Below are 26,655 nucleotides of genomic sequence, written 5' to 3' on the forward strand. Positions count from 1 at the left end.
GAAAATATATTAAGTTTGATCAATGAGAGACCGGTAAAACATTGTATAGTATTTTACACAGGATTATGGACTTGACTCGACCTGAAAAAATAATTAGTTATTTAAAAAAATATTTGTCAAATTTTATAGAAATAAAGTGTAAGAACGCAAAAGTTATTTTTAATTATTATTAACGTATAATTTTTAATATTTTTTTTGGTGATTGGGTGTAAATGAAGTAGGAGAAAAAAACGCTAGTTGTAAGAATATCATAGTAATCAATGTGGATTACATTGTTCAACAAGTTAATCTATGTAGACGAATTATTTATAAAATTCGTCTTTTTTTTGTTCTTTTATTGTCAACTGGTATTTTTGAGGTATCTTTTGATACCAGTTCTAAATAAGTCTTAAACCTTGTTATAATAGCTTTTTTACGCCGAAAATCCTTTGACAAATGACGGATATATGAGTATTCTTGTGTTGTGGTTATAACCAGTAAAGAAGAGGTATTTTTATGGAGAGCTCAAGTAAAGGAAAATCATTATATTATCAACTAGTTGACGTATTGAAAGAACGTATCGAAACACAGATGACACCTCATGACAAATTGTTATCTGAAAGAGAACTTTGTCAGCATTATGGAGTGAGTCGGACAACTGTTCGCCTTGCTTTACAAGAATTAGAGACGCAAGGGTATATTTATCGCCGACACGGAAAAGGAACATATGTGTCTGATTTATCAGATAAGTCGTCTGATCTGGCGGGAGCGTATAGTTTTACAGAAGAGATGAGGGAATTGGGACGGGTGCCTAATACAGTCATCTTGGAATTCAAGCAAATGGAAGCAAATAAAAAGGTTGCTAAGAATCTAAACATCAATTTAGGTGAAACAGTTTTCAAATTGAAAAGACTTCGTTTAGCGGATGACGAACCATTGATGGTGGAACGTTCTTATTTACCTGCAAAATTATTTATTGGACTTAATCTGCCATTACTTGAAAGTAAGCCATTGTATGATGTGTTTTCTCAAGATTATGAACAGCAAGTTCAATTGGCAGATGAAGAATTTTATGCAAGTATCGTTCAAAAGAAAGATGCTGATCCGCTTCGTATCGCTGACGGCGCCCCTGTATTACACCTAAGCCGAACGACCTATAATGTGAAAAATGAAATTATTGAATATACGGATAGTGTAGCGAGAGCAGACCAGTTTCATTATAAGATCCGCCACGTCCGAAAATGATTGAGAGGGAAAACAACATGTTTGAACTATCGAAGGATAAATTAAAAGAGTTGGGTGCGGAAATAACTACGCGAGAAATCAAACAGCAACCGCAATTATGGAAAGAAACAGCTGAGATATTAGCACAGAATCAAGAAAAATTAACATTGTTTTTTGATCAGATAAAAAAAGCAGCAAACGGCAAAAGAGTTCGAGTGATTTTTACTGGTGCAGGAACATCACAATATGTCGGGGATACGGCGGTACCTTATTTAAATGAATATGGTGACAACGATCACTTTATTTTTCATAGCTTTGGTACGACAGACATCGTATCTTCGCCAAAAGAATTTCTATTTCCAGATGAACCGACATTACTGGTGTCATTTGCACGTAGTGGAAATAGTCCAGAAAGCGTGGCAACAGTCAAGATCGTCAATGAACAAATCAAGACATTGTTCCATTTGACGATCACTTGCGCCAAAGAAGGTCAGTTAGCAAAGAATGCAGCGACAGATGACCGAAACTATCTTTTACTGATGCCAGAAAAATCAAATGATGCAGGATTTGCCATGACAGGGAGTTTTACGTGCATGTTGTTGAGTGCGTTATGGGTATTCGACCAGACTACCGTTGAAAAAAAAGAAAGTTATCTTCAACAATTGATCAGAACTGGAGAAGATCTAATTTCAAGAGATCAAGAAATTCAAAAATTATTGCCTAAGTCATTTGAACGTATCGCCTATCTTGGTTCAGGAAGTTTGGCTGGTGCAACGAGAGAAGCACAATTGAAAATATTGGAATTAACAGCCGGTAAAGTGGCAACGATCTTTGATTCTTCTATGGGCTTCCGCCATGGACCTAAATCGTTTTTAAATAGCGAAACACTTGTTATTGGTTTTGTTAATAACCAACCGTATACAAGAAATTATGACTTAGATATTCTAGAAGAAATAAAAGATGACCAAATTACCACGAATGTTATCGCGATCGCCCAACCAGGAAACATCGATTTTACAGGTACAAGTCTTTTGTTAGAAGCTTCGATCAGCCTACCTGATGCGTATCTTGCCTTACCTATGATCATGACAGCACAAATCATTGCACTCGATACGTCGATAAAAGTAGCGAATAAACCAGATACACCATCGCCTACAGGTACAGTCAATCGAGTGGTCAAAGGTGTCATTATCCATGAATATGTGAACAAAGGGGAAACGAAGGATGAATGAAGAAAAAGTTGCAGCTATGAAGAGTTTATCAACAAAAGAAGGAATCATCAGTGCGTTGGCAATTGACCAGCGAGGTGCTTTGAAAAAGATGATCAAAGCGTTAGGAAAAGAACCAACGGCACAACAGATCACTGAATTCAAAGAATTAGTATCAGCAGAATTAACGCCTTATGCTTCTGCTATTTTACTAGATCCAGAGTATGGATTGCCAGCTGCAAAAGCCAGACATAAGGAAGCAGGACTGCTTTTAGCCTATGAAAAAACGGGTTATGATGCGACAACTCCAGGACGCTTGCCTGATTTATTAGCGGATTGGTCTACGCTTAGATTAAAGGAACAAACAGCCGATGCGATCAAGTTCTTGCTTTATTATGATGTAGATGAAGACCCAGAGATCAATCATTTGAAACATGTATTTATCGAACGTTTAGGCAGTGAATGTGCAGGTGAAAAGCGTCCGTTTTATCTAGAATTGGTTTCGTATGATGCCAAGATCAATGACAGCACTTCATTAGAATATGCGAAGATCAAACCGCATAAAGTGATCGAGATGATGAAAGAATTTTCTGATCCTAAATACAAAGTCGATGTATTGAAAGTAGAAGTGCCAGTCAATATGAACTATGTAGAAGGCTATTCTGATGGTGAAATTGCGTATAGTAAAAAAGAAGCAGCGGCATTCTTCAAGGAACAAAGTGACGCAACACCGTTACCATTTATCTTCTTGAGTGCAGGTGTTTCGACTGCATTGTTCCAACAAACATTGGTCTTTGCTCATGAATCTGGTTCAACATTCAACGGTGTGTTATGTGGACGTGCGACTTGGAAAGATGGAGTCAAAGCATATGTTGAAAATGGTAGAGAAGGTGCGATTGAGTGGTTGAGAACACAAGGGCGACAAAATATCGAATCGTTGAATAAAGTGATAAATGAGAACGCCACCCCTTGGTTTGATAAAGTAAAAGAAGATTCGGTGACAGCAAAATGATCACGACAGTTACCATGAATCCTTCGATTGACATCGCTTACACTTTGGATGAATTACGGATTGACCAAGTCAATCGGGTCAAAACAGTCAACAAAACAGCTGGAGGAAAAGGCTTGAATGTTGCCCGTGTCCTTCATTTATTAGCAGATGATGTTTTAGCTACTGGATTAGTCGGCGGGCAGCATGGCGCATATATCAAAGAACAACTCGATCAATCAGGGATAAAGCATCAATTTTTACCTATCAAAGGGGAAACGAGAGATTCGATTGCTATTTTACATGGAGTGAATCAAACAGAACTATTGGAAAGCGGTCCTGTTGTGACAGAAGAAGAGCAACATAAATTTACCGAGCATTTTGCACGACTAATGGAAACAACTGATATCTTTACGATTTCGGGTAGTCTGCCACAAGGATTTTCTAAAAGCTATTATGCAGAGTTACTTGCCTTTACGAATAAAAAAGGAAAACGAGTATTATTAGACACTTCTGGCCAAACATTGCTTGAAGTTTTGGAAGGCAAGGAAAAACCATTTTTGATCAAACCTAATTTGGAAGAATTAGGAGAGTTGGTTCACCAAACAATTTCTTCGGCTACTTCGTTAGATGAAATCCAATCATTATTGGATCATCCGCTTTTTGAAGGAATCAATTGGATCGTTCTTTCGCTAGGTGCAAAAGGAGCAATCGCTAAAGTAGGGGGACACTTCTATCAGGTTACGATTCCTAAAATTGCGGTGGTGAATCCTGTGGGGTCAGGAGATTCGACTATTGCAGGCTTAGCACATGCTCTATCAAAGAGCTATCCGATTGAAGAAACACTTGCTTTTGCGATGGCCTGTGGGATGGCGAATGCACAACAAGAAAAAACAGGATGGATCGATCCTGTGAAAGTCGATTATTTTAGGAGGGAAATCAACGTCAGAAAGATTCGTTGATTACAAAATTAGAAAGCGATTTCTAAAAACGAGGAGGAAATTTGCTTGACTAGATTTGAAATAAAAGAAGAGTTTTTGCTAGACGGTCAACCTTTCAAAATTTTATCTGGTGCGATTCATTACTTCCGAGTACATCCGACGAATTGGGAGCGGTCATTGCACAATTTGAAAGCGCTTGGATTTAATACTGTGGAAACTTATGTGCCTTGGAATCTCCATGAAAAAGAAGAAGGAACCTATGATTTTTCGAAAATATTAGATCTTTCTTATTTTCTAGAGTTAGCGCAATCACTTGGATTATACGCAATCGTACGTCCTGCCCCTTATATTTGTGCAGAATGGGAATTTGGTGGCTTGCCTGCTTGGCTATTGACAAAGGAGTGCCGTATTCGTTCAGCGGATCCTCGCTTCATGAAGTATGTCAAACGGTATTACCAAGCGCTACTACCTAAAATCGTTCCTCATCTAGTCACTCATGGTGGCAACGTCTTAATGGTGCAGGTAGAAAATGAGTATGGGTCATATGGTGAAGAGAAATCATACTTGCGACAAGTAAAAAAATACTTGGAAGAAGGTGGGATCAATGTACCGCTTTTCACTTCTGATGGGCCGTGGCAAGCCACATTAAGAGCGGGTAGTTTGATCGACGATGATGTTTTTACGACAGGAAATTTTGGTTCAAAAGCAAAAGAAAATTTTGCAGATATGGCCCATTTTTTTGAAGCACATGGTAAAAAATGGCCGTTGATGTGTATGGAATTTTGGGATGGTTGGTTTAATCGTTGGAAAGAGCCAATCATTAAAAGAGATCCGGAAGAATTAGCAGATGCAGTCAAAGAAGCATTACAGATCGGTAGTATCAATCTCTATATGTTCCATGGCGGAACTAATTTTGGGTTTATGAATGGCTGTTCAGCTAGAGGCACGATCGATTTGCCGCAAGTCACTTCCTATGATTACGATGCACCATTGGATGAGCAAGGAAATCCAACGGAAAAATATTTTGCTCTGAAACGAATGATGGCAGAAAATTTTCCAGAAATGCAGCAAATGGAACCATGGATAAAAGAAACAATCGTCAAAAAAGGAATCAACTTAAAAGAAAAAGTTAGCTTTTTCGCAACACTTGATACCATCAGCGAGCCGATCCACTCGACCTATCCTCAAACAATGGAAGAATTGGGTCAGAATACTGGGTACCTATTGTATCGAACAACGATCAAAAAAGATGCGGTCAATGAAAAATTACGGATCATCGACGGACGTGATCGGGTCCATGTTTTTCTCGATGAAGAAAAGCAAGCGATTCAATACCAAACAGAGATCGGTGAGACCATCCCATTGACACTTGAGAAAGAAGACCATCAAATTGATCTATTATTTGAAAATATGGGACGGGTCAATTATGGACACAAGCTGCTAGCTGATACGCAAAGAAAAGGAATACGTACGGGGGTGATGAGCGATCTTCATTTTATCACAGAATGGACACAGTATTGTTTACCTTTAGAGACAGCAGAACACATCGATTTTTCAAAAAAATGGGAAGCAGGGCAACCAGCATTTTACTGTTTTGAAACGGAACTATCAGAAATCGGTGATACTTATTTGGACCTTAGTGAATTTGGGAAAGGGATCGTTTGGATGAATGGCACGAATATTGGTCGTTTTTGGGAAGTAGGACCAATTCTTTCACTGTTTGTTCCCGAGGGTTTACTTAGAAAAGGACGAAATGAAATCGTTATCTTTGAAACAGAAGGTAGATTCAGTGAAGTTATAGATTTTGTCAAAGAACCAATAGAAAAGGAGAATGGATGATGGCAATCATTGGAGTAAGAATTGATGGACGTTTGATACATGGACAAGTGGCAAATCTCTGGACAACGAAGTTGAATATTGGTCGGATCATGGTCGTAGACGATGAGGTAGCAACAAATGCGATCGAAAAAAGTGGGTTAAAGTTGGCAACGCCAGCTGGAGTCAAATTAAGTATTTTACCTATTGAAAAAGCAGCCGCAAATATTTTAGCAGGTAAATATGATTCACAACGAGTGCTGATCGTAGCGAAAAAACCCGATCGTATTTTAGCGCTAGTAGAAAAAGGTGTACCGATCAAAGAATTAAATGTCGGCAATATGTCACAAACAGATGAAACACGTTCCATTACAAAATCAATCAATGTCGTAGATGCGGATGTAGAGGTCTTCAAGAAATTAGATCAGCTTGGTGTTCATTTGATCGCTCAAATGGTGCCAAATGACAAAGCAGAAGACTTTATGAGTCTTTTAATCAAATAGGAGGAATGATTCATGGATATTCAATGGTGGCAGATATTATTATTAACATTATATGCAGGGTATCAAATTTTAGATGAATTACAGATTTATTCTTCAATGAGCGCTCCAGTTTTTGCAGGATTATATGCTGGGTTAGTAATGGGTGATTTAAAAGCAGGTTTAATCATCGGTGGAAGTATGCAGTTGACTGTTTTAGGGGTAGGAACATTTGGTGGTGCATCAAAAATCGATGCCAACTCTGGAACGATCTTAGCAACAGCTTTCTCTATTTCTCTAGGGATGAACCCAGAACAAGCAATTGCGGCCATCGCGGTTCCTGTAGCAAGTTTGATGATCCAATTAGATATTTTGGCACGCTTTGCGAATACGTATTTTGCGCATCGGATCGATCAACATGTGGAAGCAATGAATTACAAAGCAATTGAACGGAACTTTTTGATGGGGGCATTACCTTGGGCACTTTCCAGAATGGTTCCTGTATTCTTGGCCCTAGCATTCGGTGGTGGCTTAGTCCAAAATGTTGTGGCTGTTTTAAACGGCGACCTAAAATGGCTAGGTGATGGCTTATCTGTTGCAGGGGCAGTCTTACCAGCAGTCGGGTTTGCAATTTTACTACGCTACCTACCAGTAAAGAAACACATTTCTTATCTGATTTTAGGATTTACGATCACAGCGTTATTAGCAACAGTGTTCTCGAATGTCCAATTGTTAGGAACAAGTGTGGCTAGCGTGGTCAAAGATTTCCCAGGAACATTCAATTCATTACCAATGCTTGCTGTGGCATTGATTGGTCTAGCACTGGCAACGATCAGTTATAAGAATGATCAAAAGAATGACCAACATCCAGTAGTAAGTCAGCAATCACAATCTGATGAGGGGGAAATCGAAGATGACGAAATCTAATTATAAATTGACCAAAGAAGATTTTAAGCAGATCAATCGTAGAAGTTTGTTTACTTTCCAATTAGGTTGGAACTATGAAAGAATGCAAGGCTCAGGTTATCTGTATACTATCTTGCCACAACTTAGAAAAATCTATGGTGATGACACACCAGAATTAAAAGAAATGATGAAAACACATACGCAATTTTTTAATACGTCTAATTTCTTTAACACGATCATTACTGGGATCGATCTTGCTATCGAAGAAAAAGAAGGAGTCTCTTCAAAGGAAACTATTTCTGGGATGAAAGCAGGGTTGATGGGTTCCTTTGCGGCAATTGGTGATTCTGTATTTGCGGCATTGATCCCGACCATATTTGGAGCTTTAGCCGCAAATATGGCAACAGATGGTAATCCAGTAGGTATCCTTATCTGGATCCTTGCTCAGGTCGCTGTCATGGTCTTTCGTTGGAAACAACTAGAATTTGCCTACAAAGAAGGGATTTCTCTAGTTACCACGATGCAATCACGCTTGACTGCATTGACAGATGCGGCTACTTTACTAGGAGTTTTCATGGTTGGAGCGTTAGTAGCAACCATGATCAATGTTAAATTCTCATGGGCACCAACGATTGGGGAGGTAACGTTGAATATGCAAAACTATATCGATATGATCTTACCTAAACTTTTACCAGCTGGCATCGTTGGTGGCGTTTATTGGATGTTAGGTAAGAAAAATATGACACCTACTCGAGCAATATTCATCGTATTGATCGTATGTGTAGCATTATCTGCATTAGGTGTGATTTCGAAATAAGGGAGAATTGGAAAGATGAGTAGACAACTAGTCTTGATTAGTCACGGTAAATTTTGTGAAGAACTAAAAAACAGTACAGAAATGATCATGGGACCACAAGAAAATATCTATACGATCCCCTTATTGCCTGAAGATGGCGCGGACACGTATAAAGAAAGATTCCTCTCCGTTACAGCACCATTGAAAGATTACGTAGTGCTTTGCGATCTGTTGGGCGGGACACCTGCAAATACCGTTTCCAAGCTAATTATGGAAGGTGAAACGATCAAACTATATGCTGGCATGAATTTGCCGATGATCATCGAATTCATCAATTCGCAAATGATTGGAGCAGAACCAGATTTTATTGGTTCAGGTCGTGAGAGCATCGTTTCAGTGAACCAAGTGATTGCTGGCATGGGAGACGATGAAGAAGAATAATCAAGCACAACTTCTTGACTGTTGATACAACTGGATATAAATACGGATGTATAAGAGACCATGTATAAAAAAGCCAACGTACCGCGAAATATAGTTTTCTATATTTCACAGTACGTTGGCTTTTATCGTCATAAAATCAGAAGTGATCTTGATCGATCGAAGAAGCTATTCAGTTACAAATAACTATTTACTATTTACGCTTTTGCTGTTTACCAGCATTCCGACCATTTTTAGCATTGTTTTTTGGTGCTTGTACTTGTTTTTTTGTTTGCTTCGCAGGTTCAGCAGGTGTGACATCTTTACGAGGCGTCACCACTTGTTTTGGCGGATTTTGTTTTAATTCTTCCGCAACTTGGGCTTTTAGTCTTGGTTTCATGATGACATTCGTAATGAATGTTTGTAGACAACTAAAGATCCCACCGACTACCCAGTAAAGAGTGACACCAGCTGGGGCACTGATCGACATGAAGACGATCATAGCGGGTGATACGATCAACATCGTACGCATCGTTTTCTTTTGTTCTTCAGGGATACCGATAGTTGAGATATAGCCTTGAAGTAAATAAGCAATACCGGCAATCGCTACTAAAACTAAGCTAGGATTACCTAGGTCGATCCCGTAAAAGGTTGATTCACGGATGCCTTCTGTATAGCGAGCAGTGAAATATAGCGCAGAAAAGATCGGCATTTGGATCAGAAGCGGTAAACAGCCGATACCACCAGTCATACTTAAGCCATTTTCACGATAAACTTGTTGCATTTCAGCTTGTGCAGCCATTTGTTCTTCTCGAGTTGTCGCAGCTTTCAATTTTTGTTGCGCAGCTTCAACTTGTGGTTTCAATGCTTGCATCTTTTCAGATTGGATCATTGTTTTTTTCGATTGACTAATACCTAATGGCAAAATGATGATACGAACGATGACTGTCATCAAGATAACAGCCCAGCCGTAGGACCAATTAAAGTTTTCCACTAAATATGTAATCGCTTGTCCCATTGGGTGAACCAATATACGGTAAATGATTCCTGAAGTGTCAGGGTTACCATTTGAATCCATGCGGACACAACCGGACAAGAAAAGCATGATCGTGACAAGCCCAGAGCCCAATAACCAATTTTTCCATTTATTCATAAAATACTTCCTCTTTTATAATTTTTACACAAGCTTAACTATACTAAAAAAGCGCTCATAATTCAATCAACTTCATAGAAATTTCATAGAAATAACCGATTGGAGGATTAAAAAAGACACCCAATTGTTAAAAAGAAGAATCAAACTAGAAATGAGGTCGAGACAAAAGTCGTTTAGGTCTGTCCCACGCTCATCTCCGTTCTCTAAAATAAGATGAGCAACGGATATTTCCATGAAATTATAATATTAGCGCAAAAACAAGAAGTGGAATGTCAATTTTTTTCACTTCTTGTTTTTTGGCTATCGAGCCGATCCATAAAAAACTGGCTACATATTGTCGGGTACTTTCCTATCCCCGTGTCACTTGTTCTAACTCTTTCATTTTCTGGACAACCAGTGCTGGGGTGATCGTTTCTTTCATGAAGTGGATCATTTCATCAGGCAAACATGCGCGTTCGGTTACGGCTTGATAGTCACTTTCTGTTAAATGAAAACCTATATCAGCTAAACTCGTTGGTAAGTTCAAGTGATGATAAAAAGGCAGTAGATGTTCGATTTCTGCTAATTTATTTTCGATCATCAGCTGGACAAGGATACCGTATGCAACTTTGTTTCCATGAAGTTGCTGATGGCTATCAGGGAGTACGGTCATCGCATCGTGAATGGAATGAGCTCCAGCTGTTCGGCCGTAGTCATCGCCAAACCCACCAACCATACCAGACAATAAAATGTTTGTTTCCACGACATCGATAAAAGCTTGATTGATTTTTTGCTGGTCCATCGCTTCCATTGCCTCTGCACTTTTCTCTAATAGTATTTCGCGGCATCGTAACGCTGCAAATTCCGCTACTTGGACTTCGATAGGCTTGATTGTTAACTGAGAGATGATTGCGTGAGATTCATACCACTTTGCTAAGGTGTCACCAATACCGGCAATCATCATCTCGCGAGGGGAGTGCAAAATGATCTTTGGATCGATCAACACCAAATCATTTGCCTTTGGGAACATATCATAACGAAGCATCACTCCTTCTTCATTATAGACCACACTAAGTGGAGTATAAGCCGCGCACGTCGCAGCTAAGGTAGGTAAGATGATGATTGGTAAGTTTGTCTTATAGGCAATCAATTTTCCTAGATCTGCGACTTTCCCGCCGCCGACTGCAATAATACCATTGAAATCCTTCTTTTTGCATAAAGAAACAAAGCTGTCAGCAAGTGGATCGGTACATTCTCCACCATAATATTCAAAAAGTTTTGTTATTGATAACTCTGGGAAATCATCTTTTACTGCTTTCCAAGATGTTTTTCCATGGAGAATCAAAACATTGTCGATATGCCTTTTGTAAAGGTGTTCAGGGAGTGAATCCCATGCGTTTTCTTTTATTTCATACTCTTGAGGGGCCCCACGAACAATTAAATTTTTTGTCATATAAAAAACTTCTTCCATTATTTTTTTAAATTAATCTTTTTTTATTATAATAGTTATGCTAGTATATTAGCAAGTTATTTATGAATATTTATTCTTTTATAGCTTTGTTTATTACATTATTATTCAAAGGTGGCCAAATGGATGAAAAAAGGAATGAACATATTATTAGTGGCGCTGATGTTTCTACTAGTTTTTTTACCAGTAAAAGTACAAGGTGCAGAAAAAGATGAAATTTACGATCGGATAAAAGAAAGTGGAGAATTAGTCGTTGGCCTATCTGCGGACTATGCGCCCTATGAATTCCATGCGAATGTGGATGATAAGGATAAAATCGTTGGTTTTGATGTATCCATTGCCGAAAAGATCGCAAAGGATATGGGTGTGAAACTAAAAGTAGAAGAGCTTGGTTTTGATGCATTATTAGGTGCTTTGAAAACTGGCAAGATCGATTTAGTTATATCTGGTATGGCGGTGACTGAAGAACGTTTACAAGAAGTTGATTTTTCTGATCCATATTTCGTGGTACAACAAAAAGTACTCGTTCGTAAAGAGGACAAAAATAAATTTAAGAAAACAGTCGATTTTTCTGGCTTAGCCGTTGGGGCGCAAAAGCAAACCACACAAGAGGAGTTAGTGAAAAATGAACTGACTGGTGCAGAGTTGACCTCCCTGCAAAAAGTTCCTGATCTGATCAATAATTTGCTGAATGAGAAAGTTGAAGGTGTTGTGCTGGAACAACCAGTTGCAGAGGCATATGCCCAACAGAATAAGAAAGTAGCTTTGACTCCAGTAAAATTTGAGCAAGGTGAAAAAACCACAGCTATTGCGATGTCAAAAAATACACCAGAACTGAAAAATCATGTCAATGCATCAATCAAAACAATCAATGATGACGGCTTGTTGAAAGACTATCAAAAACAAGCGAATCAATTGATGTTCCAAGATGATCAGTCCTTTCTTCAAAAATACGGTCCGTATTATTTGATTGGAACAAAATACACTATTTTATTAGCGTTTGTGGGTGTATTGTTTGGAATGGTCTTTGGTAGTTTGCTTGCACTGATGAAATTGGGTAAAAATAAATTTTTAAAGGCATTAGCTAGCCATTATTTATATCGAATACGTACGGGGAACACCTCTCTTAGTTCAAATCTTTATCGTTTACTTCGGAACAGGAGTACTGGGACTGGATCTATCGAAACTGATAGCAGGTTGTATTGCTGTCTCATTGAACAGCGCAGCTTATGTAGCCGAAATTGTCCGTGCCGGGATCAATGCGGTCAACAAAGGACAGATGGAAGCTGCACGTTCTTTAGGAATGGACCAGAAAGAAGCCATGCGTTTCATCATCTTCCCACAAGCAATCAAAAATATTCTTCCAGCTCTAGGAAATGAATTTGTCACGATCATCAAAGAGTCCTCGGTTGTTTCGGTCATTGGGATATCGGAATTGATCTTTCAAACGGGCGTGGTACAAGGTGCTAGCTTCAAACCATTCCTACCATATGTGTTGGTTTCTTTGATCTATTTCGTGTTGACCTTCAGTATTTCCCGTATATTAGCTTTAGTTGAAAGGAGAATGGGTCTAAATGCTTAATTTAAAAAAACTATCAAAAAGCTTTGGCGAGAATGAAGTCTTAAAATTAATAGATCTTTCTGTGAAAGAAGGAGAAGTAGTCGTGATCATTGGCCCTTCAGGAAGTGGGAAAAGTACAATTCTACGTTGTATGAATCTGCTGGAAGAACCAACTTCTGGTGAAATCTTTTTTAAGGGACAAAACATTACAGCCCCTGACAGCGATATCAATCAAATTCGTCAAAAAATGGGAATGGTATTTCAAAGTTTTAACTTGTTTCCCCATATGAATGTACTCGAAAATTTGACCATCACACCTGTAAAAATCAAAAAAGAAGACCCTAAAAAAGCAAAAGAACATGCTCTATCATTATTGAACCAAGTTGGTCTAAAGGAAAAAGTGGATAGTTATCCTGCCAATTTATCTGGTGGACAGCAACAACGGGTAGCAATTGCTCGATCATTAGCAATGAATCCTGATGTGATGCTTTTCGATGAACCTACATCTGCACTTGATCCTGAAATGGTCGGTGAAGTGTTGGCCGTCATGCAGGATTTAGCTAAAAAAGGTATGACGATGGTCGTGGTCACTCATGAAATGGGTTTTGCAAAAGAAGTTGCCGATCGTGTGATTTTTATGGCTGACGGCATCATTCAAGAAGAGGGAACACCGAAAGAGATTTTTGAAAATCCGCAAAATAGTCGAACACAGGATTTCTTGAACAAAGTGTTGTAACAAAGATGGAGGAAGTAAGATGGACAAAAAGATTGCACGTCGGTTTCAGCAACCAGCAGAAAATCTGTTGATGAATATTGCTATTTTGGCAAAGGAAAAAGAGGATATTATTGATTTATCGATTGGTGATCCTGATTTGATCACTGATCCAACGATTATTGAAGCAGCTTATACAGATGTAAAAAATGGTGCTACTAATTATACTGCGCCTGATGGCAGCAAAGAATTCTTGTCAACGGTCGTAGATTTTTATCAAAAGAAATATAGATTGAGCGTTGAATGCAACCAAGTTCGAGCTACAGTCGGAGCAATGCACGGGATGTATCTAGTTTTACAGGCATTACTAGATCCAGAGGATGAGGTCATCATCCATGAACCTTATTTTTCACCATATCGGGAACAAGTCATTCTATCTGGAGGCAAGCCTGTTTTTGTTCCTACCTATGAAGAAAAGGGCTTCCAGTTGGATGTGGAAGATTTAAAAGCAGCGATTACGGATCGTACAAAGGTGATCATCATCAATTCGCCGAATAATCCTACGGGAGCTGTTTTTTCTGAAAGTACGTTGAAAAAAATCGCTGAAGTCGCAATCGAAAATGAACTCTATATCATTTCCGATGAGATTTATGAAGACTTTGCCTTTAACGAGAAGTTCATACCGATGGCGCGATTTGCACCCGATAATACGATCACTGTCAGTGGTGTATCGAAGGGGTTTGCGATGACTGGCTGGCGTTTAGGGTACATGATCGCACCAGCATACATCAATCAAATTGCTGGGTTGATCAATGAAAACATCACTTATTCCGCACTGACTGCTTCTCAAAGAGGTGCAATCTATGCATTAAAGCACTATGAACAGCTTGTAGCACCAGTTGTTGAAGTATTCAAAGAACGGTTAGCCTATATTGAAAAAAGAGTGGCAGACATCCCTTACTTATCTTTATCTTCTGTTTCTGGAAGCATGTATGCTTTTATTAATATCAGTAAGAGTGGGCTCGATTCAGTAACGTTTGTGGAAGAAGTTTTAGAAAAAAGCGGCGTACTTTTTGTCCCTGGAAAAGCGTTTGGGGAAACGATTGGGGACAACTATATTCGGCTAGCAGCGACTCAGCCATTGGAAATTTTAGGTGAAGCCTTTGAGCGTTTAGCAAAACTTAATTTTTAGGTAGAATTGGATATTTGAAAACAGCTATGCGTATCCATTAGAACAAAGAGGGAAAATGATCCTTTCGAAAGTTCGCTTGTTGACTGGTCAGCGTCAGGATTTGACAACGAAAAAGTGGTAGTAGAAAATCAAAGTCGATTTTCCACTACCACAAAATAGTATAGACTCCATTTTATTGAACCAAAACTTTTGAAGTCCTCCCACTTTTACGTATACCTATCACTGGTTAATATACTCGCTAATAAGAATGTTTTTTTGTCGATCTAGGCTGGAGAGAGGGACAAACTTTTTCGATTTACATACAGACAGTCCAATTTTTCTGGCATTTTCTATTCATTTCTAGAAGGTCAGCCTATTACAACAAACTTTTTTCTGTCCTCCATCATTGGATTTTCCTGAAGGTCCACATATTGGACACGTCCGCTGGGGCTTGGTGATCGTTTGACTTCTTCCACGAATTTTTTGATTGCCTCATCGTCGCCCGCGGCTTCGATCGTGACAGAGCCGTCATCTTCATTTTTCACTGTTCCGGTGATCCCTAATTGATCCGCTACGATTTTTGTCATATAGCGAAAACCAACGCCTTGTACACGTCCTTGCACGTTCATCTTGATTTTGTTCATTTTATTCACCGTTCTTTCTTTTATTTTTAAATTAATGATACCGACTTTTTTGCTACTGAACAAGTGCAATGATCTAATCCATGGTATAATCAGGTGAGGTGAAAAATGTGAAAGAGATCCAATCAGCAAAAAATCCAAGAATCAAAGAATTAAAAAAATTACATAAGAAAAAATATCGTGAAGAAAAAGGGGAATATCTGCTTGAAGGGTTTCACCTGATTGAGGAGGCTGTTGCCTCAAATGCGAAGGTCAACGAACTTTTTATTACGCAACGCGGTCTGACTGAGTGGTCTAGTTGGCTTGAAGAAAATCAGGCGCTTTCTGTTACACTAGTGTCAGAAGAAGTGATGGGAACGGTTTCGGATCTACCAACTCCTCAAGGAATTATGGCAGTGGTGGAAGCTGAAAAAAGAGAGATACCGAATTTTGAAGGTGGTTGGTTGTTGCTTGACAACGTACAAGATCCCGGCAATGTAGGAACAATGATCCGCACAGCCGATGCTTTTGGTCTATCTTGTGTCGTGCTAGGTAAGGGAACGGCGGATGTCTACAGTACTAAAGTATTAAGAAGCATGCAGGGGAGTAACTATCATTTACCGATCATCCAAGAGGATCTAACAAAATTATTGCCTATCCTTAAAGAGCAAGGATTTATAACCTATGGAACAGAACTGAATGAAGAAGCAATGTCCTTGAATGACATCCAGACAAAGAAAAATTATGCGATCGTGATGGGGAATGAAGGTCAAGGCGTACGTCCAGAAGTACTGGCGCTAACGGATAAAAATGTTTATATACCGATTCAAGGAAATGCGGAGTCTTTAAATGTAGGAGTTGCAGCGGGCATCATGCTTTATCACTTCTCCTTATAGTTAAGGAACTATTAAGCTTTCTGCATTTTGCGAAAACCTCACTAGAATATTACGAACACTAGTGGTATACTAAGTTCAATTTCAAAGATAAATGGAATTCAAAAAGGTGGCAGATCGATAATTATGACAGAAAAATGGCGTGAAGACGAAGAATATATGTCTTATATAAAAGATCTATTAGAAACTGATGCAGTGAAGAAATTAGCAAATTATACGCAACATGTCCACTCGACACGATTAGAGCATTCAATCAGTGTGTCTTACTATAGCTACAAATTAGCGAAAAAATGGGGCGGTGATGCAAGAGCGACTGCTCGAGCAGGCCTTTTACATGATTTATTTTACTACGATTGGCGTACGACGAAGTTCGATGAAGGGACACATGCGTATGTTCACCCAAGGATCGCTGTGAAAAATGCTGAAAAAATCACGGAGCTTTCAGATCTAGAGCGTGATATTATTTTGAAACATATGTGGGGAGCAACGATTGCCCCTCCTAAATATAAAGAAGGTTATATCGTTACTTTTGTGGATAAATATTGTGCAGTCAAAGAAGCAGCCCAACCAATGACAGCTTCAATGAAACAAAAATGGCAACGATATTTTGGTAAAGAACAATCGATTTAAGGTATTTAACTAAGCCTTCGACCCGAGGATTTTGAAAAAAATTCTCGGGTTTTTTGTTTAGACATTGACTAATTGGTCTTTTTACTGTTTACTTTGTTGAGATGAAAAAGTACATAACCAACATAAAAATAAAGGGGGTGATGATAAGATGCGATGTGTATCTTATTTAAAAGAGTTTGAAGGCTTTATCTAAAGGCACTTTGATAGAAAGATCACTTTTTTCTTCAAAGTAGCCGATTTTGAAAGAAGAAAGGACTCAAAGTCATGGAAAAAACAATCAAACCATATCAATATTATTTTATTAAGCGAGAAGTCGAGCAGCTGTTAAACGCCTATAGTTCAGTGAATGATCCAAAGACAGTTCAAACAGTCCAAGCATTAGCGGCTAAAAAAATCCACGAGCTACTTGGTCATCCTAATACAGCTGTAAATGAATTTATGGAGAAGGTACTAGACGTCACTCTAAAAAAAGAAAAAGCAGAACGACTATTAGAGGAATTGAAAGTGATCGTTCTTCCATTCATACAACCGACAAAACCGCAGATCGATAAATTATTCCGAAAAGTGAAAAAGTTAAAACAACCAGATTGGAACCAACTGGATTTAAAGGAACATACTTATATTGGTTGGAACGATCTAGGTAGCCAGAAAAAATTTATGATCTATTATGAAGAAGAAAAACTAAAAGGGATCAGTGGAACATTATCTCCTACAATCAACAAAGGAATTTGTTCGATTTGTCAAAGAACTTCAAATGTTTCACTCTTTCTTTCTACCACAAAAACTGGTTCAGATGGAACATACACGAAAAAAGGCAATTATATTTGTCATGATAGTGACCAATGTAATCAGCAGTTGGTACAATTGGCTCCTTTTTACGAATTCACAGAACGAGTAAAACATGAGCGGTGATCTCATTGTATTTTTCTGAAAAATATGCTATCTTATTTGGTGAAGTGAATAGGTGATGGTGTTCGCCTTTAAACGTTGATCGTAAGATAACTAATGACGCCTACTAAAGAAACGGGGCTCCCCCTTTTTTTAGTAGGCGTTTTTTGAGGAGGAAATGAGATGGAAAATCGATTACCTGATCCATTGAAGGTGATCATCTATATGATCAAATGGTTATTGATTACAGCAATTTTAGGTATTTTTATGGGAGGTTTATCCGCATTCTTTCTAACTAGTTTGACTGATGTGACAGCTATTCGGCTGGAGCACTCTTGGTTACTTTTTCTTTTACCGATAAGTGGGGGACTTTTTGCTTATCTATATACGACGTATGGGGGCAATTCTTCCCGAGGAAACAATTTAGTGATCGATCAAGGGAATGGAGGAAATGAAAAGATTCCATTGCGGCTGATCCCATTGACCTTATTTGGCACCATTACCACGCATCTTTTTGGTGGTTCTGTTGGTCGGGAGGGCACAGCGGTCCAAATGGGCGGGGCACTTGCTGAGAACTTTGCTCGTTGGCTCAAATTGAACAAAATCGAGCGTGAGATTCTTGTCATCAGTGGGATCAGCGCAGGTTTTAGCTCAGTATTTGGGACACCCTTGGCTGGGACATTGTTTGGATTAGAAGTATTGGCAATCGGAAAAGTGAGAACCGAAGCACTGTTTCCAAGCTTTTTTGCAGCACTTTTTGCGAACTTTGTAACGGAAAGTTTCAATGTCAAGCATACTCATTATCAAATGGGGGCGATTCCTACATGGGACCCTTCACTTTTCTTCAAACTATTGCTTGCAGGCATTGCATTTGGTATCATTGGCTGGCTCTTTAGCCGTTCGATCGTCTGGTTAAAAGCTTGGTATGCAAAGCGGATCCCCCATCCAGTTTTACGCAATTTTATTGGAGGAGCAGTCGTGGTGCTCGTAGCAGTGATTTTACAGACGCAAAGATATCTCGGACTAAGCCTGCCTTTATTGCAAGATGCATTTAATGGAAGTGCTCATCCTTACGATTTTCTTGGGAAACTTGGCTTTACCGTTCTATCACTTGGTGCGGGGTACCAAGGAGGCGAAGTGACCCCTTTATTTGAGATTGGGGCAACTTTAGGTGCGACATTAGCACCCATTCTTCATGTATCAGTACCTTTTTTAGCAGGATTAGGGTTTATTGGGGTGTTCTCTGGAGCAACGAATACACCGATTGCTTGCTTTGTTATGGGGATCGAACTTTTTGGAGGTCAAGCAGCCAGCTATTTCTTTATGATCTGTTTGATTAGCTTTATGTGTTCAGGAAATAGTGGAATCTATTCTGCGCAAAAAGTTGAAGTGAAAAAAGGGATCTTGTTCTTACCGATCCTTGGAAGAATCTCACGACAAAAAGAGAAATAAAAAATGGAGTGCCACAAGGCCTCCATTTTTTATTGAGCGAATTTGAGAATAAGAGCAGAAAATACTGCAAAGCCGACCATCAAGCCACAGATGATAAGATGGCGTTTTTTGTGTAAGACAAGGATGGCAATAAATTCTCTTAAGATAGCATTCGGTAAGTAGTATAGTGCAGTTTTTGCACCGATTCCGTTTGCATTGAGTTTCGCTTGCCGCGCATATAGTCCAGCTCTAAAGATATGGTAATTATTTGAAGTAAAAATCGCGCGATAAGGCCCATTCATTTGCTGATCCATTATTTCTTTTGAAAACAGCATATTTTCTAGCGTCGTTGTGGAATTTGTTTCTACTAAAATATCACGCTCGGTAATCCCTTTTTCTAAAGCATATTGTTTCATTGCAATGGATTCAGCTACTTTTTCATCGGTTCCTTTTCCTCCTGACATGAGCAAGACTGGTGGATTCAAAGTTGCTTTACTTTGTGCCCAATAAAATGCGATCGCCTTATTGATCCTTTTAGCAAGTAGGGGAGATACGCGTTCACCATCAATCAAACCAGCGCCTAGAACAACGATATAATCTTGGTTATACCTTGGACGGTTGAACTGATACAAAATTGAAATAGTCATAAAATTAAAGAAAACGATGAGTAGATAAGCAAAAATAAACGGAATGACAGCAAATAGAGCATTTGCCCATTGTGGGAGCCAACGGACTAATGTATAGTCCAATATCAAAAAGATAGTCAAAGCGACTCCTAACAAGAGAGTCAAAAGATTGGCTAAAGAACGGGATTCTTTTTTCATGACTACAACACCATTCCAAAATAAAAAAATGATCAAAATGTAGATACCGATTGCCAAAAGAATTAATATTGGTATCCCGATCAAAGCCAATAACCCACCGATAAAGATATTTTGCGTCTCTATTAGTAGCCACCCTAGATAACCACCAAAGACAATCAAAAACGTATTAAAAAGTACGCCATTGATTAACCTACGTTTTTCCTTAAAATAGAAAAATGCAAAAATACTGAAAAATAGCAATGGAATCAAAAAATAAAATGTATGATAAAAAACTTCTAAAACGACGAAGTAAGTGACCATCATCATAAAAGTCCACGTCCCACAATAAAAGAATAGAGCGGGATCGCTTTGGCGCTTGCGCCAATAGAGGATGCCTGACATTCCTAAAATATAGATAACTAAAAATATCAGGTCTCTAGTAAGATTCATTGAATGAACTCCTTTCGATTTGTAAATTTTTTCTTAAAAAAGATAGCATCATTTAGTAGTAAATACAGCGGATATAGATAAGTTAGCTACTAAATAGTCAATCAGTTTTTTTACAACGTTTCTATTATAACGAATTATGTTGAAAAAAGCTTTTATCGAAAATATAAATCTTCAAATTAACAGATTTTTTAGACCTCGATCTTGATGAAGACTTTTGTAGATACAAATAACTGTAGCATGAAAATGAATGCGAAAACGATATTTTTTTTTATTGGAAAATATCGGTCAAGCAACAAACCAGTTGCATAATAAAATGTTAACGGCAACAAAATCTATGGAAGGAATGAACTGGATGATGTGATGGAAAAAACAAGATGGATAAGAAGTATACATAGTAAAACGTGGAACAAGTAGACCAGAATGAAAAAACAGTATTTATCCACTCGCTTTTTTATACATTCACTGTCACAAGTATAATCGAAAGTAGTTCTATTTTGAGATAAAGTATTTTATAGGAGATAGTATATGAACAAAAAAAGATTTAAACGTATTGAAAGAAAATTTGCATTAACTTATGATCAAGCTAAGTATTTGAAAACACTATTTCCAAAACAGGTAGTTCGGGATAAATATAGTGATCATTTTATTTCTTCCTTGTATTTTGATACAAACGATCATCACTTTTTAAAAGAAATCACTACAGAAAAGTCCTATCGAGAAAAATTTAGAATCAGAAAATATGGAGATCCTCAGGACATATCGTCTATCTACTTAGAGATAAAAAGAAAGTTTCAAGGAATGACAGATAAACGTAGAATAAAATTAGCGCATCATGAGCTTGATGATATGCTGGAAAATATCGAGTTGGCAGAGACCATATTCAGTAATTTAGAAGAAGAGTATATTTTTAATGAAATACAGTGGTTGTTCAGAAGGTTGGCATTGGAGCCCAAAGTATATATCTATTATTTAAGAGAAGCATTTGTAAATAGAGATTCAGAAGACTTGCGAATCACTTTTGATCAAAATATCCATTACCGTCTAATGGACTTAACGACCTGGAAACACTGTGCAGAAGACAATCTGGTAGCGCCAGAAATCGATGTGCTGATGGAAATAAAAACGACAGGAGAAATACCTGAATGGTTACAGGTAGGATTGGATAGGATGGGCAAAAAAGAGATAAAATTTTCTAAATATAAACAAGTCTATAAAAGATATATCCAAGAGGACCCACTTTATGTTCAATAGTGTCTTAAAAAATGAGCCTTCTCAACTCACACTAGATGATTTCTTTTTATGTATGGTGGTGTCGATTTTGCTAGGCATTCTGATTGCTTACACCCATATGTATCAAAACAACTGTACAAAAAACTTCATGTTTGCCTTGATTGGGTTACCTACTTTAGTACATACCATCATTTTGTTGATCAACGGTAACTTAGGTACGGGGATCGCTGTTCTGGGCGCATTTAACTTAGTGCGGTTCCGGTCTGCTCAAGGGAATTCGAGAGATATATTCAGTATTTTTTGGGCAACGTCGATTGGTTTAGCTACAGGGACGGGGTATATTGTCTATGCACTATTAGTGTCTAGTATAGTTGCTGCTATCCAAGTCATCATCTTCATGCTTCCAATCAAAAATAAACATACAGTTTTTAATACTGAAAAAACGATCAAGCTAAAAGTTTCTAAATCCTTGTTTCTTTCGAGTATTATTGAAGAAAAAATTGCAGAATATACAGAAAACTGCAATTTAAAAAAAGTAAAAATCAATAAAGAAACTTGCTCCTTACACTACATAGTAAAAGTAAAAACGAGTATGCTTGAAAAAGAATTGGTTCGAACGATCATGGATCATCCAGAAGTCATTTCGATCACTGTAGGTATGGACAAATCGAATAAATTATTGTGATAACTAAGAAAAAGAAAGTACTTAACAAGGAAGTGAGGTCCCAATGTCCCAATGCCAAAGCTTAGCGGAGGCTCTTCAATAAAGTACTTTCTTTTTATCTTCAGTAACTACTGGTAAAACTGAGAATAAGCTTTTTTGAAAAGACAGCGATAAAGATCAACCTCCCTTTTTATCTCGAGCAATTTTCTTGCAAGGTTGTTTCGTAGATCTTAAACGAGTCATCAACAGTCAAAGATGCGATGGCCAGAAAAGATTTGCGTTTAGTTCGCTGATAGCTGGAAATCTAAGGAAAACTATCCATTCTGTTTCTTAAATTCCGCTAGTTAATAGATAGCAGCCAATTGTTCTAGATGATCAACATCAAAGATAACCGAAAGATGTTTCCTTTTATTCCCGTTTTATTGAAGAGTTTTTATCTTCTCTTTGATTTCTTCCCTTAATGAGAGCGTGACTAATTCCTCCCTCATTTTTTCTGGAAAATGAAAGGATACTTTGAAAAATCCGTCCCAAATAGAAAGCCAGAAGATCGGTTTTACTTTCTGTGAACCACGTGATGTGGTCCACTTGTCTTCACCTTTTGATAGCCAAGCTTTTCCATCATTATAAAACCGCCAATCCATAAGAGTGATTCCTTGGCTTTTTATATTCCTATGAACTCTTCGTATAGTATAGCTGCTTCTCCTAGTCCAGCAGAGATCAATTCCTTAGTTGGCTTTACCGTTGTATCTCGCAATATTTGTTGCTTTTCACCCATCCTTATTTCCTCCGAAACTTCCATTTACCTGATTATACCAAAGTAATCAGAAGGGCCAAAAGAAAACCCACACACTTCGCATTATGTACTCATGCAGTGTACCAAGATTTAGGTGATTTTATCGGAGAGCTACAGTTTTGTTACTCAGACTTTAGCAAAGCAAATATCCATCAGACACAAAAAAAGAATGTGGGATAAATCTAAAAATCAGTTTTGCTACAGATTCTCGAATAAATGGCGTCCAAAAGTCATTTTTTCCGGAAATTTCAAAAAAAAAAACGAACAATACAAAAAGCGTATTGCTCGTTTTTCTCTTCAATTTCTCACACCTAAACGACTTTTGTTTCGACCTCTTTTTGGTGACTATTTCATGATGTTAAAATAAATTACTGAAAAAATCTGTGACATGGCGCCAACCAATGACAAAAATATTTGCTTTTTCAACAGTAGAAGTGGTGATGATGTCTGTCGAAGGCTCTTGATTTGCTTCCAAATAGCCTAATTTGTCATCAGCTAATTGGATCGTTACTGAGCCAACTGTAGTGCCTTTGTTGATAGGAGCGGTTACTTGGTCATCCGTTACTTTCTTTTTATCAAGTGTTGGAGTAATCGTTAATTTCCCAGTATCCATCCCATTTTCTACCCAGACTTTTACAGGGCTTTTTAGCGCAACATTGACGGAGGTTTCTTTTCCATCTTTCACTTTGATGTCTTTTAGGCTCGGAATACTTGCATTTGCTTTTCCAAGTTCTTTTTCTGACCAGTTGTCATAACAATAATCCATCAATCGTGACGTTTCATTGAATCGGGCACTTGGATTTTCTTCATGGTTATCTGCATTTAAAACCACTGTGATGATTCGTCGGCCATCTTTGTTGATCGTTCCGACAAAGCATGCACCCGCAAAATCAGTTGTGCCAGTTTTTAATCCATCGACACCTTCGTGATAGTTTACAAAACCAGGTAGCATCCAGTTCCAATTGACCATTTCAACCGGTGACTGTGTATTTTCGCCGAATGTTTGATTTGTGGTACTCGTGATTTTTAAGACTTCAGGGTAATCTAAGATGAGGTGACGAGCAACAATAGCGACATCTTTCGCAGACAGTTGATTTTCATCTGTTTCACCAGTATTCTCAGGTCGATTCTCACCTAGGTAAGAATTGTTTAAACCTGATGCATTGACGATCGTTGCATCTTTGATGCCCCAATCTTTTAGTTGTTTCTTCATTAACTCAAGAAATTTACTTTCACTGCCTGCAACTTTTTCAGCTAAAGCAACCATGGAAGCATTGGCTGATTGGATGAAAGCTGAGTCAACAAGTTCTTTCACTGTATAATCATTTTCTTTATGCAAAGGAACATTCGATAGATCCGGCACGACACTTAAATTTTCTGCATAATCCGAAATGGCTACCTTATCTTCCCAAGATAATTTACCCTCTTTGATTTGTTCAAGTACGATATATAGACCAATGATCTTTGTGATGGAAGCAATTCCCATCTTTTTTTCGCCATCCTGATCATAAAGGATTTTTCCACTTTCTGCATCTACGGCAAAGGCAGCTTTGGCATTTATTTTAAATGCGTCGTCTGCTTGAACAGTTGCGCTAGGCAAGAAAGAAGTGATACATAAGATAAGACTTGCTAATAGTACAATAAAACGGGTATTTTTTTTGAACATCTTTGTTCTCCTCATTTTTAAATTGATTCTTACAACTTAGAATATTATCAGAGAGAACAAAAGGTTTCAATGGTTCTGAAAAAAACCTTATAAAGAACAAGTCTAATTAATGAAGAATCAGAGAAAGTTATCTTTTGGGTTCATTGACACGAACTTTGACTGGCTGTACTTCGGATTCGGTTAGGCGTGATGCTGCAAAAAGGGCGCCTGCTGAGAGTGCGACCAAACTAAAAATCATGAATAATTGCATAAGATCACCTCGTTCTTTTTTGTTTTTTATAGTATATCAAGAGAGTTTGAAGCTACTGTTAAGGAAATAAGCATATAATTGATGAAAGTATGAAAAAAATATGAAGTAGGACAACACAACTAAAATTCGATCAGGTATTTCTCTGGTTGGGATTCGTTTTATTGTATTGATAAAATGGGATGTGGTAGACTTTATTTACAGATACAAAGAAATGATTTTTTTAGGAGGGGTACGTTTATGGCAAAAAAAGAAAAAGAATTATTATCACAATTGACTTCAGAAGGTACCAAAGGACCGTTTGTCACGATTATGTTAAACACCCATGTTGCGCATCAAGACGTAGAAAAAGATCAAATCAAATTCAAGAATTTTGCAAAGGAAGCGAAAAAGCGCTTTGAAAAGAAATACTCTGAGCATGATTGGTCCCCATTCCAAGAAAAATTACTAGTTTGTTGGACGATCCGTCTTTCTGGCGTAGTGCCACAACGAGTGTAGCTGTCATAGTATCACCAGAACAAGTGTTTATCCACCGTTTGGGTATTCCTGTAGATGACCAGTATTATGTGAGTAATCTACCTTATTTATTAGCGATCATCAAAAATGGACATTTCAACTATTCATACTATTTATTAGGATTGAATCGTGATTCGATGAAATTGTACGAAGTAACGAATAAACAAGTCAAAGAAGTGGCTTTGCCTGAAGATGCACCAAAAGATGTCGTCACTGCTTTAGGATCTGAACTAACAGGAGGCGGGTTGAACTATGCGTCAAATGGTAGTGAAGGTACGACGTTCCATGGAGTCAATCCTAAAGATGAAGAAGTCGAAATTGATTGGGTTAATTATTATCAAGCAGTCGATGACTATTTGAAAGATACATTTGAAAATCCAGAGAAATGGCCTATCTTCTTATTTGCACTACCAGAAAATCAGACGATGTTCAAAAAAGTGGCGAAGAACCCTTATTATCGTTCCGATGTTGCGATCTCAGCTTCACCTGCACAACTTTCATTAAAAGAAATTGAAGCAGGCGCAAAAAAACTATCGCAAGAATTAGCTGTCAAAGAAGCAAGTGATTACAATAAGTTGCTTGATAAAAAGTTCATTGATCAACTCGTTGATATTATACCGGCAGCAAGAGAAGGAAAAATATCCCATTTATTCATTGCTACATCTAATTTAGCAGATGGTTTTGGCGAAGATCCAGAAACAGAGTATGACCGCCGTCAGGTACTGAATGAACTAGCAGATAATGTGATCACGAACGGTGGTCAGGTCTTTATCCTTGAACAAAAAGATGCACCAGACGAAAAGAGTTTAGTTGCGATCTTACGTTATTGAGTGAAAAACTATCGAAGTAGATGAATAGTCAGGCGTTGACAGAAGTGTTTAGCTCCGAGAGAAGGAGTTTCCTCTGGTTCAGCCGTTGGATTCGTCATGAGCGAGAGACAAAAGTGTTCCTAGCTTTTGCCTCTCGCTCATTATTTTTGTGCTTTAGTCTCATTGGCTTTGCGAGGGGAAGGTACTTTTCTCAGAAA

Annotated in this window: 23 protein-coding genes, 2 pseudogenes and 1 riboswitch; of the genes and pseudogenes, 19 read left to right on the plus strand and 6 right to left on the minus strand. The window is 38.1% G+C overall.

The annotated features are described in order from the left end of the window. Positions 1-495: 495 nt before the first annotated feature. From DVW83_RS05320 to DVW83_RS05360, 9 genes are read left to right on the plus strand one after another with little or no spacing between them, the layout of a single operon-like run. Positions 496-1,224 (plus strand): GntR family transcriptional regulator, encoded by a 729-nt coding sequence (locus DVW83_RS05320; protein WP_104660146.1) that lies wholly within the window; start codon positions 496-498, stop codon positions 1,222-1,224. Positions 1,225-1,241: 17 nt separating this feature from the next. Beyond that, the gene (locus DVW83_RS05325) at positions 1,242-2,435 is read left to right on the plus strand and encodes an SIS domain-containing protein (RefSeq protein WP_104660147.1); all 1,194 of its coding nucleotides are present in this window, start codon (positions 1,242-1,244) and stop codon (positions 2,433-2,435) included. Then, the gene (lacD, locus tag DVW83_RS05330) at positions 2,428-3,423 is read left to right on the plus strand and encodes a tagatose-bisphosphate aldolase (protein ID WP_104660148.1); all 996 of its coding nucleotides are present in this window, start codon (positions 2,428-2,430) and stop codon (positions 3,421-3,423) included. The genes DVW83_RS05325 and lacD overlap by 8 nt, the downstream gene beginning before the upstream one ends. Next, a complete protein-coding gene (locus DVW83_RS05335; RefSeq protein WP_104660149.1) occupies positions 3,420-4,361 on the plus strand; it encodes a hexose kinase in 942 nt (313 codons plus the stop codon). Before lacD ends, DVW83_RS05335 begins: the two co-directional genes overlap by 4 nt. 45 nt (positions 4,362-4,406) lie before the next feature. Beyond that, positions 4,407-6,179, plus strand: coding sequence for a glycoside hydrolase family 35 protein (locus tag DVW83_RS05340; RefSeq protein ID WP_104660150.1), 1,773 nt, complete (start codon positions 4,407-4,409; stop codon positions 6,177-6,179). Beyond that, positions 6,179-6,658 (plus strand): PTS system mannose/fructose/N-acetylgalactosamine-transporter subunit IIB, encoded by a 480-nt coding sequence (locus DVW83_RS05345; protein WP_005875511.1) that lies wholly within the window; start codon positions 6,179-6,181, stop codon positions 6,656-6,658. The genes DVW83_RS05340 and DVW83_RS05345 overlap by 1 nt, the downstream gene beginning before the upstream one ends. A 12-nt stretch (positions 6,659-6,670) precedes the next feature. After that, positions 6,671-7,561 (plus strand): PTS mannose/fructose/sorbose/N-acetylgalactosamine transporter subunit IIC, encoded by an 891-nt coding sequence (locus tag DVW83_RS05350; RefSeq protein ID WP_104660151.1) that lies wholly within the window; start codon positions 6,671-6,673, stop codon positions 7,559-7,561. After that, positions 7,548-8,357 (plus strand): PTS system mannose/fructose/sorbose family transporter subunit IID, encoded by an 810-nt coding sequence (locus tag DVW83_RS05355; protein WP_104660152.1) that lies wholly within the window; start codon positions 7,548-7,550, stop codon positions 8,355-8,357. The genes DVW83_RS05350 and DVW83_RS05355 overlap by 14 nt, the downstream gene beginning before the upstream one ends. A 15-nt stretch (positions 8,358-8,372) precedes the next feature. Next, complete coding sequence (locus tag DVW83_RS05360; RefSeq protein WP_104660153.1) at positions 8,373-8,777, plus strand: PTS sugar transporter subunit IIA; 405 nt, start codon at positions 8,373-8,375, stop codon at positions 8,775-8,777. A 190-nt stretch (positions 8,778-8,967) separates the two neighbouring features. Here DVW83_RS05360 and yidC read toward each other — a convergent pair whose 3' ends face one another. Further along, the gene (gene yidC / locus DVW83_RS05365; RefSeq protein WP_005875520.1) at positions 8,968-9,906 is read right to left on the minus strand and encodes a membrane protein insertase YidC; all 939 of its coding nucleotides are present in this window, start codon (positions 9,904-9,906) and stop codon (positions 8,968-8,970) included. A gap of 349 nt (positions 9,907-10,255) precedes the next feature. Further along, positions 10,256-11,338 (minus strand): iron-containing alcohol dehydrogenase family protein, encoded by a 1,083-nt coding sequence (locus DVW83_RS05370; protein ID WP_104660154.1) that lies wholly within the window; start codon positions 11,336-11,338, stop codon positions 10,256-10,258. A gap of 141 nt (positions 11,339-11,479) precedes the next feature. Between DVW83_RS05370 and DVW83_RS05375 the strand changes: the two are divergent. The 3 genes and pseudogenes from DVW83_RS05375 (at position 11,480) to DVW83_RS05385 (ending at position 14,818) form a co-directional block, all read left to right on the plus strand. Beyond that, a pseudogene (locus tag DVW83_RS05375) lies at positions 11,480-12,935 on the plus strand (ABC transporter substrate-binding protein/permease). Beyond that, a complete protein-coding gene (locus tag DVW83_RS05380) occupies positions 12,928-13,650 on the plus strand; it encodes an amino acid ABC transporter ATP-binding protein (protein WP_104660156.1) in 723 nt (240 codons plus the stop codon). The pseudogene DVW83_RS05375 and the gene DVW83_RS05380 overlap by 8 nt, the downstream one beginning before the upstream one ends. A 19-nt stretch (positions 13,651-13,669) precedes the next feature. Continuing rightward, on the plus strand, positions 13,670-14,818 hold the full coding sequence (locus DVW83_RS05385; RefSeq protein ID WP_137239100.1) for a pyridoxal phosphate-dependent aminotransferase: 1,149 nt from the start codon (positions 13,670-13,672) through the stop codon (positions 14,816-14,818). Between the two features lie 347 nt (positions 14,819-15,165). Here DVW83_RS05385 and DVW83_RS05390 read toward each other — a convergent pair whose 3' ends face one another. Beyond that, positions 15,166-15,441 (minus strand): acylphosphatase, encoded by a 276-nt coding sequence (locus DVW83_RS05390; RefSeq protein WP_005875530.1) that lies wholly within the window; start codon positions 15,439-15,441, stop codon positions 15,166-15,168. Between the two features lie 107 nt (positions 15,442-15,548). On the opposite strand from DVW83_RS05390, the gene DVW83_RS05395 reads away from it, so the two are divergent. From DVW83_RS05395 to DVW83_RS05410, 4 genes are all read left to right on the plus strand, one after another. Then, entirely contained in the window at positions 15,549-16,313 is a 765-nt protein-coding gene (locus DVW83_RS05395) for a TrmH family RNA methyltransferase (protein WP_104660158.1), read from the plus strand. A gap of 123 nt (positions 16,314-16,436) precedes the next feature. Then, positions 16,437-16,940, plus strand: a complete 504-nt coding sequence (locus DVW83_RS05400) for an HD domain-containing protein (RefSeq protein WP_016177482.1) — start codon at positions 16,437-16,439, stop codon at positions 16,938-16,940. Positions 16,941-17,204: 264 nt separating this feature from the next. Continuing rightward, a complete protein-coding gene (locus DVW83_RS05405) occupies positions 17,205-17,852 on the plus strand; it encodes a FusB/FusC family EF-G-binding protein (protein WP_137239102.1) in 648 nt (215 codons plus the stop codon). Between the two features lie 42 nt (positions 17,853-17,894). After that, positions 17,895-17,962, plus strand: a riboswitch (Fluoride riboswitch). A 49-nt stretch (positions 17,963-18,011) separates the two neighbouring features. Then, positions 18,012-19,280 (plus strand): voltage-gated chloride channel family protein, encoded by a 1,269-nt coding sequence (locus DVW83_RS05410; RefSeq protein WP_104660160.1) that lies wholly within the window; start codon positions 18,012-18,014, stop codon positions 19,278-19,280. Positions 19,281-19,309: 29 nt separating this feature from the next. Here the strand turns inward: DVW83_RS05410 and DVW83_RS05415 are convergent, their stop codons facing one another. After that, the gene (locus DVW83_RS05415) at positions 19,310-20,512 is read right to left on the minus strand and encodes a YdcF family protein (protein WP_137239104.1); all 1,203 of its coding nucleotides are present in this window, start codon (positions 20,510-20,512) and stop codon (positions 19,310-19,312) included. A gap of 525 nt (positions 20,513-21,037) precedes the next feature. On the opposite strand from DVW83_RS05415, the gene DVW83_RS05420 reads away from it, so the two are divergent. Next, positions 21,038-21,763 (plus strand): polyphosphate polymerase domain-containing protein, encoded by a 726-nt coding sequence (locus DVW83_RS05420; protein WP_104660162.1) that lies wholly within the window; start codon positions 21,038-21,040, stop codon positions 21,761-21,763. Beyond that, the gene (locus tag DVW83_RS05425) at positions 21,753-22,427 is read left to right on the plus strand and encodes a DUF4956 domain-containing protein (protein WP_104660163.1); all 675 of its coding nucleotides are present in this window, start codon (positions 21,753-21,755) and stop codon (positions 22,425-22,427) included. The genes DVW83_RS05420 and DVW83_RS05425 overlap by 11 nt, the downstream gene beginning before the upstream one ends. Before the next feature lie 398 nt (positions 22,428-22,825). Here the strand turns inward: DVW83_RS05425 and DVW83_RS15440 are convergent, their stop codons facing one another. Further along, a complete protein-coding gene (locus DVW83_RS15440) occupies positions 22,826-23,047 on the minus strand; it encodes a DUF3788 family protein (RefSeq protein ID WP_238699366.1) in 222 nt (73 codons plus the stop codon). A 510-nt stretch (positions 23,048-23,557) separates the two neighbouring features. After that, positions 23,558-24,865, minus strand: a complete 1,308-nt coding sequence (locus DVW83_RS05435) for a serine hydrolase (RefSeq protein WP_123863122.1) — start codon at positions 24,863-24,865, stop codon at positions 23,558-23,560. A 487-nt stretch (positions 24,866-25,352) separates the two neighbouring features. On the opposite strand from DVW83_RS05435, the pseudogene DVW83_RS05440 reads away from it, so the two are divergent. Beyond that, positions 25,353-26,458 (plus strand): annotated as a pseudogene (locus DVW83_RS05440) (baeRF6 domain-containing protein). Positions 26,459-26,655 lie beyond the last annotated feature (197 nt).

The sequence above is a fragment of the Enterococcus sp. VV15 genome (genome assembly GCF_005236045.1).
In the GTDB taxonomy this organism is placed as follows: Bacteria; Bacillota; Bacilli; order Lactobacillales; family Enterococcaceae; genus Enterococcus_B; species Enterococcus_B durans.

Coding starts and splice junctions, on each gene's coding strand:
- DVW83_RS05320 (WP_104660146.1), top strand. CDS start 496: ATGGAGAGCTCAAGTAAAGGAAAATCATTATATTATCAACTAGTTGAC.
- DVW83_RS05325 (WP_104660147.1), top strand. CDS start 1,242: ATGTTTGAACTATCGAAGGATAAATTAAAAGAGTTGGGTGCGGAAATA.
- lacD (WP_104660148.1), top strand. CDS start 2,428: ATGAATGAAGAAAAAGTTGCAGCTATGAAGAGTTTATCAACAAAAGAA.
- DVW83_RS05335 (WP_104660149.1), top strand. CDS start 3,420: ATGATCACGACAGTTACCATGAATCCTTCGATTGACATCGCTTACACT.
- DVW83_RS05345 (WP_005875511.1), top strand. CDS start 6,179: ATGGCAATCATTGGAGTAAGAATTGATGGACGTTTGATACATGGACAA.
- DVW83_RS05350 (WP_104660151.1), top strand. CDS start 6,671: ATGGATATTCAATGGTGGCAGATATTATTATTAACATTATATGCAGGG.
- DVW83_RS05355 (WP_104660152.1), top strand. CDS start 7,548: ATGACGAAATCTAATTATAAATTGACCAAAGAAGATTTTAAGCAGATC.
- DVW83_RS05360 (WP_104660153.1), top strand. CDS start 8,373: ATGAGTAGACAACTAGTCTTGATTAGTCACGGTAAATTTTGTGAAGAA.
- yidC (WP_005875520.1), bottom strand. CDS start 9,906: ATGAATAAATGGAAAAATTGGTTATTGGGCTCTGGGCTTGTCACGATC.
- DVW83_RS05370 (WP_104660154.1), bottom strand. CDS start 11,338: ATGACAAAAAATTTAATTGTTCGTGGGGCCCCTCAAGAGTATGAAATA.
- DVW83_RS05380 (WP_104660156.1), top strand. CDS start 12,928: ATGCTTAATTTAAAAAAACTATCAAAAAGCTTTGGCGAGAATGAAGTC.
- DVW83_RS05385 (WP_137239100.1), top strand. CDS start 13,670: ATGGACAAAAAGATTGCACGTCGGTTTCAGCAACCAGCAGAAAATCTG.
- DVW83_RS05390 (WP_005875530.1), bottom strand. CDS start 15,441: ATGAACAAAATCAAGATGAACGTGCAAGGACGTGTACAAGGCGTTGGT.
- DVW83_RS05400 (WP_016177482.1), top strand. CDS start 16,437: ATGACAGAAAAATGGCGTGAAGACGAAGAATATATGTCTTATATAAAA.
- DVW83_RS05405 (WP_137239102.1), top strand. CDS start 17,205: ATGGAAAAAACAATCAAACCATATCAATATTATTTTATTAAGCGAGAA.
- DVW83_RS05410 (WP_104660160.1), top strand. CDS start 18,012: ATGGAAAATCGATTACCTGATCCATTGAAGGTGATCATCTATATGATC.
- DVW83_RS05415 (WP_137239104.1), bottom strand. CDS start 20,512: ATGAATCTTACTAGAGACCTGATATTTTTAGTTATCTATATTTTAGGA.
- DVW83_RS05420 (WP_104660162.1), top strand. CDS start 21,038: ATGAACAAAAAAAGATTTAAACGTATTGAAAGAAAATTTGCATTAACT.
- DVW83_RS05425 (WP_104660163.1), top strand. CDS start 21,753: ATGTTCAATAGTGTCTTAAAAAATGAGCCTTCTCAACTCACACTAGAT.
- DVW83_RS15440 (WP_238699366.1), bottom strand. CDS start 23,047: ATGGATTGGCGGTTTTATAATGATGGAAAAGCTTGGCTATCAAAAGGT.
- DVW83_RS05435 (WP_123863122.1), bottom strand. CDS start 24,865: ATGTTCAAAAAAAATACCCGTTTTATTGTACTATTAGCAAGTCTTATC.